4 protein-coding genes are annotated in these 12202 nt (G+C 65.6%); all 4 read left to right on the forward strand.

What is annotated here, in order from left to right:
• Positions 1-37: 37 nt before the first annotated feature.
• Genes glgX through ACQ6S1_RS11725 form a run of 4 tightly spaced genes read left to right on the forward strand, consistent with a single transcriptional unit; the run spans position 38 to position 12195 of the window.
• Complete coding sequence (gene glgX / locus ACQ6S1_RS11710; RefSeq protein ID WP_445041396.1) at positions 38-2158, forward strand: glycogen debranching protein GlgX; 2121 nt, start codon at positions 38-40, stop codon at positions 2156-2158.
• The gene (gene treZ, locus ACQ6S1_RS11715) at positions 2142-3965 is read left to right on the forward strand and encodes a malto-oligosyltrehalose trehalohydrolase (protein ID WP_445041397.1); all 1824 of its coding nucleotides are present in this window, start codon (positions 2142-2144) and stop codon (positions 3963-3965) included. The genes glgX and treZ overlap by 17 nt, the downstream gene beginning before the upstream one ends.
• Positions 3962-8848, forward strand: a complete 4887-nt coding sequence (locus ACQ6S1_RS11720; protein ID WP_445041398.1) for a malto-oligosyltrehalose synthase — start codon at positions 3962-3964, stop codon at positions 8846-8848. Before treZ ends, ACQ6S1_RS11720 begins: the two co-directional genes overlap by 4 nt.
• A complete protein-coding gene (locus tag ACQ6S1_RS11725; RefSeq protein ID WP_445041399.1) occupies positions 8845-12195 on the forward strand; it encodes a maltotransferase domain-containing protein in 3351 nt (1116 codons plus the stop codon). Before ACQ6S1_RS11720 ends, ACQ6S1_RS11725 begins: the two co-directional genes overlap by 4 nt.
• Positions 12196-12202 lie beyond the last annotated feature (7 nt).

Raw genomic sequence — 12202 nt, forward strand, 5'->3', positions numbered from 1 at the left:
CTTCGCGTCAGCACCCTTCCAGACGAGATTCCCTTATATGCACCGGATCGACGACGGCTCGCCCTTTCCCCTCGGCGCCACCTGGGACGGGAAGGGGGTCAATTTCGCGCTGTTTTCGCAGCACGCGACGGCGGTCGATCTGTGCTTGTTCGAGAAGAACGGGGACCGCGAGATCAATCGCATCCGCCTGCCGCGCCGCACCGACAATGTGTGGCACGTCTATGTCGAGGGCATGCAGCTCGGCCAGCTCTACGGCTATCGCGTGCACGGCCCGTACGATCCGATCAACGGCCATCGTTTCAACCCGCACAAGCTCCTGATCGACCCCTATGCCCGCCAGCTGACGGGCAAGCTGCGCTGGCACGACGCCATGTTCGGCTACCGCCTCGGTTCACAGCGCGGCGATCTCACCTTCGACCGTCGCGACAGCGCGCGCATGATGCCGAAATGCGTGGTGGAAAGCCCGCTGCACCCCTGGGGCGATGACCGTGCCCCGCGCACGCCCTGGAAGGACAGCGTGATCTACGAGGCCCATGTGAAGGGCCTCACCCAGCTTCATCCGGACGTGCCGCAGGCCATGCGCGGCACCTATGCGGCGCTCGGCCATCCCAAGGTCATCGAGCATCTGGTGAAGACCGGCATCACCGCCATCGAGCTGATGCCGATCCATTCGTTCGTCGACGACCGCTTCCTGGTGGAGAAAGGCCTCAAGAATTACTGGGGCTATTCAACGCTCGGCTATTTCGCGCCGGAGCCGCGCTATCTGGGCGAGGCGGGCGTGGCCGGCTTCCGCGGCGCCATCCGTGCGCTGCACGATGCCGACATCGAGGTTATCCTCGACGTGGTCTACAACCACACCTGCGAGGGCAGCCATCTCGGCCCGACGCTCTCGTTCCGCGGCATAGACAACCGCTCCTATTACAAGCTGCCGCCCGAGAGCCCGCGCCATTCCTGGGATTCAACGGGCACCGGCAACACGCTCGATCTTGCCCATCCGCGCGTGTTGCAGATGGTGATGGATTCGCTGCGGCACTGGGTCGAGGCCTACCACATCGACGGCTTCCGCTTTGATCTGGCGCCGACGCTCGCCCGCGATCCGTTCGACTACAACCGCCATTCCGGTTTCCTGCAGGCCTGCGGGCAAGACCCCGTCCTGTCGAAGGTCAAGCTCATCGCCGAGCCCTGGGATGTTGGCGGCGGGGGCTATCAGGTCGGCGGCTTCCCGGTCGGCTGGAGCGAGTGGAACGACCAGTATCGCGACACCGTGCGCGCGTTCTGGCGGGGCGACGAGGCGCAATTGCCGGCTCTGGCCCGCGTCATCGCCGGTTCGGGCGAGATCTACGCCTATACGGGTCGCCAGGCCTGGGCGAGCGTCAATTTCATTGCCTCGCACGACGGCTACACGCTGCACGATCTGGTCAGCTACAACGAGCGCCACAACGAGGCCAACGGCGAGGACAACAACGACGGCCACAGCCACAATCTGTCGTGGAATTGCGGCGCCGAAGGCCCGACCGAGGACGCGGCCATCAACGAACTGCGGGCGCGGCAGAAGCGCAATTTCCTCGCCACGTTGATGCTGTCGCAGGGCCTGCCCATGCTGCTGATGGGCGACGAGATCTCCCGCACGCAAGGCGGCAACAACAACGCCTATGCGCAGGACAACGAGACGAGCTGGATGAAATGGGAGGAAGGCCAGGCCGCCGACCCAGAGCTTCCGGCTTTCACCCAGGCGCTGATCGCGCTGCGCAAGCGCTACGCCGCCTTCCGCCGCCACACCTTCTTCACCGGCGGCAAGGTGGCCAATTCCGACCTCAAGGACAGCTATTGGCTGGTGCCGGACGGCCGCGAAGCGACGCCGGAGGATTGGGGCGACGGCCACCGCAAGACGATCGCGGTGCAATTCGGCAACGATGCGCCGGATGGCCAGCGCTTCCTGCTGGCAATGAATTCCTACCATGAAGAGGTCCCGTTCAAGCTGCCGGATGATTTCCCGGGCGAAAGCTGGGTGTCGGTGGTGGACACCCGCCTGGCCGGAGGCGTGGTGCGTGAAAACCCGATCCTGCTGAAGGCCGGCGAAAGCTTCGCCATGCCGGGCCGTGGCCTCATCCTGTTCCAGCATGCGGTGGCGAGGCAGGGCGATGCAGCGCATTCATGACATGCCGTTCGGAGCGAGCGTCACGCCGGAAGGCGTGCGCTTCTCGCTGTGGGCCCCGACCGCGCGGAGCGTGACCCTGGTCGTCGACGGCCAGGAACACCGCATGACCAACGAGATGGCGGGCTGGTGCACACTCACCGTTCCCGGCGCGAAGGCCGGCAGCCGCTATCATTATCGCATCGACGGCGCGCTCGACGTGCCGGACCCGGCCTCGCGCTATCAGCCGGACGATGTGCACAAGGACAGCCTCGTCGTCGACCCGGCGGCCTATAGCTGGAAGGACACGGCGTGGAAGGGCCGCCCGTGGGAAGAGGCGGTGATCTACGAACTGCATGTCGGCACCGCGACGCCCGAGGGCACCTATCGCGCGCTGGAAACGAAGCTCGGCGAGATCGCGGCCTTTGGGTTCACGGCCATCGAGCTGATGCCGATCGGCGATTTCCTGGGCAGCCGGAACTGGGGCTATGACGGCGTGCTGCCCTATGCGCCCGACACCGCCTATGGCACCCCGGACGACCTCAAGCACTTCATCGAGGCCGCCCATGCCCATGGGCTGATGGTGTTTCTCGACGTGGTCTACAACCATTTCGGACCGGCCGGGAATTACCTCCATTCCTATGCCGGCACCTTCTTCACCGACCGCCACCAGACGCCGTGGGGCGCGGGCATCAATGTGGATGGACGCGGTGCCGCCCCGGTGCGCAGCTTCTTCATCCACAACGCGCTGTACTGGCTGCAGGAATACCATTTCGACGGGCTTCGCTTCGACGCCGTCCACGCCATCGTCGATGACAGCGGCCGCCATTTCCTGGAAGAGCTGGCGGCGCGGGCGCGCTCCGAGAATCCCGGCCGCCACATCCATCTCGTGCTGGAGAACGAGGCCAATCAGGCCCGCTGGCTGGCGCGCGATAACCACGCCCAACCCACCTTGCATACGGCGCAATGGGCCGACGACATCCACAATTCCTGGCACCCGCTGCTGACCGGCGAGGACGAGGGTTATTACGAGGACTTCGCCGACAAGGCGCTGGAAAATCTCGGGCGGTCTCTGGCGGAAGGCTTCGTCTATCAGGGCGATATGTCGAAGCATCTGGGCCGGCCGCGCGGAGAGCCGTCCGCCCATCTGCCGCCGACCGCCTTCGTGGCCTTTCTTCAAAATCACGATCAGATCGGCAACCGGGCGCTGGGCGAACGCCTGCCCCACATCATCCCGCCCGAGCGATGGCAGCTGGCCAAGGCCGCCTTCCTGCTGTCCCCCCAGATCCCGCTTCTGTTCATGGGCGAGGATTGGGACGCCTCGACACCGTTCCAGTTCTTCGTGGATTTCGCCGAGGACCCCGATCTGTCGAAAGCGGTGCGCGAGGGGCGGCGACGGGAATTCGCCCACTTCAAGGCCTTCGCCGGCCATGAAGACGCGGTGCCGGACCCGACCGATGCCGCCACGGTCGAACGTTCCCGGCTGAACTGGGACGAGGCGCGTCGTCCGCCCCATCATGGTCCACGCGCGGAGACACGCGAACTTCTGATGATCCGGCAGGACGAGATCGCGCCGCTTCTGCGCACGCATTTTCAGGGCGGCCGCTATTCGCTGCCGCGGCCGGACGTGCTGGAGGTGGACTGGACGTTCGCAGGCGGAAAACTGCGTCTCCTTCTCAATGTCGGAGCCGAGCCATGGACCGCCGAACATCGCGCCCCTGAGCGGGCGCTGTGGCGCTCGGCCGCGGCATCGTCCAGCGCCGGCCGCTTGACCCTGCCGCCCTGGACGGGTGCGATGCTGACAACCCGTACTTCGGAGAGCCTGGCGTGAACGAACAGGACCAGCTTGTCGAACGTCTGGCCGAATTGGTCGGCATCCAACCATCCTACCAGGACCAGAACGGCAAGACGCTGGAGGCTTCACCCGAGGGGAAAAGGCGCGTCCTGGGCGGACTGGGCCTGCGGATCGGCACGGAGGATGAGCTGCGTTCCTCCATCGCCGAGATCGAGGCTCTCAGGCATGGCCTTGTCCCACCGGTGATCGTGGCCGAGGCGGGCCATCCGTTGAGCGTGCCGCTCCGCGACGTGACGTCCGGAAGCATGGCCAATTGGGTTTTGACCGACGAGCGTGGCGAGCAGCGCGACGATCGCGGGCTTATCGAGGGCAGGGGCCTGCGGCTGCCCTCCCTGGAGCCGGGCTATTACAGGCTCTCGGTCGATGCCGGCGAGGTTCATGCCGAGGCTCACGTCATCGTGGCGCCGAAGCGCTGCTGGACGCCGTCGGAAATGGACGAGGGCGATCGTTTCTGGGGTGTCAGCGCGCAGGTCTACGGCCTCAACTCCGTGCGCAATCTCGGCATGGGCGATTACACCGACGTCGCGGATGCGGCATCCGGCGTTGCGGCGCTTGGTGCGAATTTCCTGGGCCTGAGCCCGCTGCACGCGCTTTTTGCCAGCGATCGCACAAAGATCTCACCCTATTCGCCGTCGTCGCGGCTTTTCCTCGAAAGCCTGTTTCTCGACCCCGCAGCGATCGCGGAATTTGCCGGCAGCCGGGCCGAGGAAGTGCTGAACAGCGAGGACGTCCAGGCGCGCCTGTCGCAATTGCATGAAGGCGCGTTGATCGATCATGAGGCGGTGTGGGCGGTGAAGCGCCCGTTGCTGGACGCCCTGTTCGCGGATTTCCGCGCCAAAGGCGGCGATCCGGCTTTCGACGCCTTCCGTGCCGAATGGGGGGAGGCGCTCGAAAACCACGCTCTGTTCGAGGCCTTGTCGGAACAATTCCGCGCCGAGGGGCTGATGTGGCCCGGCGAATGGCCGGACGCCATCCGCAACCGGGAACCCGTTGCCCTTGACGCCTTTTGTGCCGAGCATGGCGAGCGCATCCTGTTCCACGCCTGGCTGCAATGGCAGTGCGACCTTCAGCTCGCCGCCGCAGCGGAGCGGGCGCGCGAAGGCGGCATGAGCATCGGCCTCTACCGCGATCTCGCGGTGGGCAGCGATCGCGGCGGTTCGGAATATTGGTCGAACCCGGAGCGGTTCTCGCCCGGTCTTTCGGTGGGTGCGCCACCCGATCCGCTCGGCCCGCAGGGTCAGAATTGGGGCCTTCCGCCTTTCGATCCGCTGGCGCTCGAGCGTGACGGGCTCGCCGCCTTCCGCGCGCTGGTGCAGGCCAATATGCGCCACGCGGGCGCCATCCGCATCGATCATGCCTTCCAGCTGCAGCGCCTTTTCCTGATCCCGGAAGGGTCGAGCGCGGCCGATGGCGCCTATGTGAGCTATCCGTTCGAGGCGATGCTGGCCGTGCTGCGGCTGGAGAGCCACCGCAACCAGTGCCTGGTGATCGCGGAAGATCTCGGTACCGGCCCGGAGGGTTTCTCCGACGCCATCATGGATGCGGGGCTCCTCAGCTACCGCGTCCTGTTCTTCGAGCGCGAGGGCGAGGCCTTCAAGCCGCCGCAAGCCTACCCGCACGAGGCTTTGGCCGTGTTCACCACGCACGATCTGCCGACCCTGCGCGGCTGGTGGCGGGGCCTCGACGTCGATCTGCGCCAGACGCTCGGCGTGTTCGACCACGAGACATCGGAGCGCGAGCGGGCCAACCGGAGCCGCGAGATCGCAGCCTTCTGCCGCGACCTCCACGCGCAAGGCCTGCTGGACGATCCATCGCCGCCGCTGGAGCCGCCGCTCGATGCCATCATCCGTTTCCTCGGCCGCACCCGCTCCGCCCTGACCGCCATCCAGTTCGAGGATGCGGCGGGCGAGCTGAACCAGGCGAACCTGCCGGGATTGACGGACGGCCATCCGAACTGGAAGCGGCGCCTGTCGACTGACATCGACGACCTCGTCGCACCCGGTGGCCAGCTTTCCCGCTGGGCCGCCATCATGGGCGAGGAAGGCCGCAGCCCGCGCAAGAGCACCGCGCGTCTGGCCGCACCGCCGCCGCGCGCCACCTATCGTCTGCAATTCCACGAGCACTTCACCTTCGACGACGCCGCGAAGATCGTTCCTTATCTGGCGCGGCTCGGCATCAGCCATGTCTATGCCTCGCCCATCGCGCAGGCCCGGCCAGGTTCGACGCACGGCTACGACATCGTCAACCACAACGCCATCAACCCGGAACTTGGCCGGGAGGAGGCGTTCCTTCGCCTGTCCGAGGTGCTGAAGGCGCACGATCTCGGGCTGATCCTCGACATCGTGCCGAACCACATGGGCGTCGGCGGTGCGGACAATTGGCCCTGGCTCTCCATGCTTGAATGGGGCCCTCTGTCTCCCTTTGCCATCGCCTTCGACGTGGATTGGCAACGCCTCGGCGCCAACGGCAAGATCGTCGTGCCGTTCCTGGGCAGCCGTTACGGCGATGCGCTGGAAAACGGCGAGCTGAAAGTGGTGTTCGACGCGGAGGAGGGGTCCTTCAGCGTCTGGCATTACGAGCATCGCTTCCCCGTCTGCCCGGTCGAATATCCGGGCCTGCTCGACCGCGCGCTCGCCGCCCTCACCGAGGACGACGCGGAAAGCCGCGCCGAGCTTGTGGCGGTCAGCGAGAGCCTGCGCGCCATGGCCATCGAGACGGAAGAGGCGCGCCGGGCGCAATTCCCGGCCGAGGCCGGCCTTCTGAAGCGCCGCATCGCCGGCGCGGCCAAGAACGCCGAGGTAAAGCAGGCCATCGATCGCGCGGTGACGCTCGTCAACGGTGTCGCGGGAGAGCCGGAAAGCGTGGGCGGTCTCCACCGCCTGCTGGAAGCGCAGAACTACCGGCTCGCACATTGGCGCGTAGCGGCGAGCGACATCAATTATCGCCGCTTCTTCGACATCAATTCCCTGGGCGGCATCCGGGTCGAGAACCCGCAAGTGTTCGAGGCCACGCACGAGATGATCTTCCGCCTCGTCGCGGAAGGGCATGTGCAGGGCCTGCGCATCGACCACATCGACGGCCTCGCGGACCCGGAGGCCTATGCGCGCGATCTACAGAACGCGGTGGGCCCGGGCTTCTACGTGGTCATCGAGAAGATTCTCGAACCCGGCGAAAAGCTGCGCCCCTGGCCCGTCGCCGGCACCACCGGCTACGACGTGCTGAACCAGATCGACGGCGTGTTCGTCGCCAAGGAGAACGGCGAGCGGTTCGAGAACATCTATCGCGACATGAGCGATCTCGAAGGTGGCTATGGCGCCAGCCTGCGCGCCGCCAAGGAGGAAATCCTCGAAACGAGCTTCGCGAGCGAACTCGAAGTGCTGGTGTCCGACCTCAAGCGCATCGCCGATGTCGACCGCAAGACGCGCGACTACACCATCGTGGCGCTGCGCCGCGCACTGGTTGAGATCGTGGCGCGTTTCCCCGTCTACCGCACCTATATCGGACCCGACGGAAAGGTGGAGGAGGCCGACCGCGAGCTTCTGGATGTCACGATCACGCGCGCCAAGCGCTGGAGCGCGCTGCCCGACCGTTCGGTGCACGATTTCATCCACGCGGCGATGATCGGCGGCATTGACACGGAGGGCCCCGGACGGCCTGCGCCGCGCGACATCGCCCGCTTCCGCCGCCGCTTCCAGCAGCTCACCGGCCCCGTCATGGCCAAGAGCCTCGAGGACACCCTGTTCTACCGCTATGCGCGCCTGATCTCGTTGAACGAAGTCGGCGGCGATCCAGACCATTTCGGCATCGACGTCGCGGAATTTCACGAGGGCAATGCAGAGCGCGCCCGCGACTGGCCGGGCTCGATGATCGCCACCGCGACGCACGACACCAAGCGCGGCGAGGATGCCCGCGCCCGGCTCAGCGCGCTGTCGGAGGTTCCGGACGAATGGGCCCGCGCGCTCGACGAATGGCGCGAGATCGCGGGAGACTTCCTCGACCGCGTGGAAGGTTGGGATGCGCCCGACGGCAACGACCAGCTGATGTTCCTGCAGGCCATTCTCGGCGCCTGGCCGCTTGAGTTGCTGGACGGCGACGATGCCGACGAGATCGCCGATTTCCGCGTGCGCATCCAGGCCTATGCGGAAAAGGCGATGCGGGAGGCCAAACGCTTCACGAGCTGGGTCAACAACGACGAGGAATATGAAAAGGCGGTCGCCGATTTCCTCGATCACCTGCTCGCGCCGGGCAGCACGTTCTTCGAACGGTTCCGACCGCTGGCCCGCCATCTGGCGCAGCTCGGCGCGGTCAACAGCCTGTCGCGCACCGCGCTGAAGCTGACGCTTCCGGGCGTGCCCGACACTTATCAGGGCACCGAGTTCTGGGATTTCTCGCTGGTCGATCCCGACAACCGGCGGCCGGTGGATTATGCGGCGCGTGCCAGGGCGCTGGAGAAGATGGCCTCTCCCGAAGATCTCCTCGCGGACTGGCGCTCGGGCCGGGTGAAGCAATTCCTCACCCATCGCGTGCTGGAAGACCGGGCCGCGCAGCCCGCCGTCTACACCGAGGGCGATTATGCCGCATTGGATGCGGACGGTGAAAAATCGCCCCATGTCCTGGCCTTCACACGCACGTCAGGCGAGGAGGCGATCCTTGTCGCCGTGCCCCGGCTCGTCGCGTCGCTGGTCGAGGGCGAGACCGTCTCGCTGTCGCCGGATGCCTGGGCCGATACGCGGCTCACTTTGCCGCAGGGCACCTGGCGCGATGTCCTGAGCGGGGAAGAGCGGAGCGGCGGCAGCGCCGTCGCAGCGGCGGAACTCTTTGCCGGCTTCCCGGTTGCTGTTCTGAGGAAGGTTTCATGAACGCCCCAGATCTCGATTTCTCGAAGCTCGACCAATCCCTGCTGCCGGTAACCGCCGGGCCGCGCATCTACAATCTGTTCCCGCTGTTGTCGGGAACGGTGCTGGGATGGCGCGCGGAACTGCCGCGCATCGCCTCCATGGGGTTTGACTGGGTCTACGTGAACCCGTTCCACCAGACCGGTGGCTCGCGCAGCCTGTATGCGGTGGCGGACCCTTATCGGCTGGATGATCGCTTCCGCGACGGCGGCGAGAATTCCGACGATCAGCAGATCTCGGCCTTCGTCGAGGATGCGGCCGGCAACGGCCTCAAGGTGATGACCGACCTCGTGGTCAACCACACCGCGCGTGACGGCCGCTTGGCCTCCGAGCGGCCGGACGTGTTCGTGCGTGATCCCGAAGGCGAGATCGAAAGCCCGTATGCGGTCGATCCCGTCGACCCCAGTGTGCGCACGGTGTGGGGCGATCTCGCGGAGCTGAATTATCACGACGACGCGGCGCGCGATTTCCTCGTCTCCTATTGGAACGACTACATCGCGCATCTGCAATCTTTGGGCGTGAAGGGCTTCCGCTGCGATGCGGCCTACAAGGTGCCCGCGGCGGTGTGGGCTCAGCTCATCGGCGAGGCCAAGAAGCGCGACGCGGAATGCCTTTTCGCCGCAGAGACCCTGGGTTGCACCTTCGACGAGACGAAGGCCGTATCGGATGCGGGCTTCGATTATCTCTTCAACAGTTTCGCGTGGTGGGATTTCCGCGCGCCCTGGGCCTTGGCGCAATACGAGGCGCTGCGCACCATCGCGCCCTCCATCGCCTTCCCGGAAAACCACGACACCGCCCGCGTCGCGGCCGAGCTGCAGGGCGATGCCGATTTCGTCGCCCGTGAGCTGAAGGCACGCTACGCATTGGCAGCGTTCTTCTCGTCGGGCGTTCTGCTGCCGCAGGGCTATGAATTCGGCTATCGCAAGCCGCTGCACGTGGTGGAGACCACTCCCGCCGACCGTGAAGAGACGGGCGTCGACATCTCCGATTACGTGGCTTCCATCAACAGGCTGCGCGCCGAGCTTCCGCCCTGCAATGTCGAAGGCGCACAGCAGCGCCTGACATCGCCCGACAGCGCCATCCTCGCTCTGCTGCGGCTGGACGGCGGCCACACCGGCGGCTCGTCCTACGCCAATCTCCTCATCACCAATGTCGGCACCATCGCCGAGCCGGTCGATGCCGCCGCCATCCTCAGCCGCACCGGCGGCGTGTTCGGCACCTTCGCCGACATGACGCCCGGCGTGGAGCCCATCAATTTCGCCTCGGGTCACCCGCTCATCATCGAGCCGGGCGAGGTGCGCGTGTTCGCCGCCGCTCGCGCTGCGGCCTCCAAGCCGCCCGCTTCCGTTGAGCCGAAGGGCGAGGGCCGCGTCATCATCGAGGGCGTCGAGCCTGAGATCGACGGCGGCCGCACGCCGATCAAGCGCGTGGTGGGCGAGCAGATCGAGGTGTTCGCCGACATCTTCGCCGATGGCCACGACAAGATTTCCGCCGAACTGCTCTACCGCGCGGCCGACGAGACGAACTGGCGGCGCACCCAGATGTCGCCGACAACGAACGACCGCTGGCACGCCTCCTTCCCGCTGGAGCGCAACACCCGCTACATCTTCACGGTCGAGGCGTGGCGTGATCGCTTCATCACCTGGAAGAGCGAGATCGAGAAGAAGATCGCCGCCGGGCAGAACGTGCGGATGGAAATCACCGAGGGCGTGGCGATTTTGGAGAAGGCCGCGAGCATCGCCAACAAGGCCGACGCAAAGCCGCTCAACCGCCTGCTGACGCAGACGGGCAAGGCCGATCCCGGCTCGCAGGAGCAGCTCGACGTGATGCTCGACCCAGTCAACGCCGGGCTGATCGCGCGTTCCGCGGAGCGGGCCAACCTCTCGCGCTACGACAGCGAACTCGTCGTCATCGCCGACCGCCTCGCGGCACGTTTCTCGGCCTGGTACGAGCTGTTTCCGCGCTCCATGTCGGACGATCCGAACCGGCACGGAACGTTCGACGATGTGATCCGCAAGCTGCCTTACGTGAAGGACATGGGCTTCGACGTCCTGTACTTCCCGCCGATCAACCCCATCGGCAAGACCAACCGCAAGGGCAAGAACAACACGCTGACGCCGGGCCCCGACGATCCGGGTTCCGTCTACGCCATCGGTTCGGAAGCGGGCGGCCATGACGCCATCCATCCCGAACTCGGCACCATCGAGGATTTCCGCCGTCTGGTGGAAGAGGCGCACCGCTTCGGCCTTGAGATCGCGGTCGACTTCGCGATCCAGTGCTCGCCCGACCATCCCTGGATCAAGGATCATCCGGAATGGTTCGACTGGCGGCCCGACGGCACCATCAAGTTCGCCGAGAACCCGCCGAAGAAGTACGAGGACATCGTCAACGTCGACTTCTACAACAAGGGTTCGCTGCCGAATTTGTGGTACGCGCTGCGCGATGCGGTGCTGTTTTGGGCGAAGGAGGGTGTCCGCATCTTCCGCGTCGACAACCCGCACACCAAGCCGCTGCCGTTCTGGAAATGGATGATCGCCGAGGTCAATTCCACCTATCCGGACGCGATCTTCCTGGCCGAGGCCTTCACCCGCCCGAAGATGATGAAGGCGCTGGCGAAGATCGGCTTCCAGCAGAGCTATACCTATTTCACCTGGCGCAACACGAAGGCGGAACTGGCCGATTACGTCACCGAGCTCGGCGGCGAGATGGGCGAGTATTACCGGCCGAACTTCTTCGTGAACACGCCGGACATCAACCCCGTGCCATTGCAGACCTCGGGTCGGGCCGGCTTCATCATTCGCTCGACGCTTGCGGCCACGCTGTCGGGCGCGTGGGGCCTCTATTCCGGGTTCGAACTGTGCGAGGCCACGCCGCTTCCCGGGCGCGAGGAATATCTCGATTCCGAGAAATACGAGATTAAGGCGTGGGACTGGGAACGTCCGGGCAATATTCGCCCGCACATCGCGACGCTCAATCATATCCGCCGCGAGAACCCCGCTTTGTGGGACTTCCGCAACGTGCTGTTCCTCAATGCGTGGAACGACAATGTCCTGGCCTATGCCCGCTTCACGCCCAAGCGCGACAATTGCGTGGTGTGCCTCGTCAATCTCGACCCGCACAACCGGCAGGATGCGAGCTTCGAAATCCCGCTTTGGGAGTTCGGTCTCCCCGATCACGCCACGATCGAGGCCGAGGATCTTCTGAAGGGCGGTCGATTCGACCTGCGCGGCAAGGTGCAGACCATCGCGCTTGAGCCGGATGTCCGCCCGGTCGCCATCTGGCGTCTCATCCCGCCCCGGCCACGTGATTAAAAGTCAC

Source organism: Terrihabitans aquatilis, from assembly GCF_052542005.1.